Raw genomic sequence first — 281 nt, 5'->3', positions numbered from 1 at the left:
CATGAAGGGCTCGTAGATGGCCTGTCCTGGGCTCGAGTTGTTCAGGATCGGGCGGCGCATGCATTCGACCGGCTTCTGAGTGCCGTGCACCGTCTCCGCATCCTGATCCTTGTTCGCGATCTGCCAGAGCGTGGTCTGCTTGCGATCCCCGGCCCAATGGCCCTTGCCGCGCTTCTTCACCGCATACCAGCAGGGCTCGTGCTGCCAGTGGTAATCGCCCCGGCTCAGGACCAGCCGATCCTTGGCCCAGATGATCTGCGAGCGGATATCGAACCCGGCCG

1 protein-coding gene is annotated in these 281 nt (G+C 63.7%); it reads right to left on the bottom strand.

What is annotated here, in order from left to right; translation table 11 throughout:
• A partial coding sequence (locus K3A85_RS17930) for a hypothetical protein (RefSeq protein WP_318248104.1) occupies positions 1–281 on the bottom strand: 281 nt, incomplete at both ends.

This window comes from Novosphingobium huizhouense (assembly GCF_020179475.1).
Classification (GTDB): Bacteria; Pseudomonadota; Alphaproteobacteria; order Sphingomonadales; family Sphingomonadaceae; genus Novosphingobium; species Novosphingobium huizhouense.
Note: the sequence above shows the minus strand (reverse complement) of the source record. Positions and strands in the feature narration are given on the sequence as shown.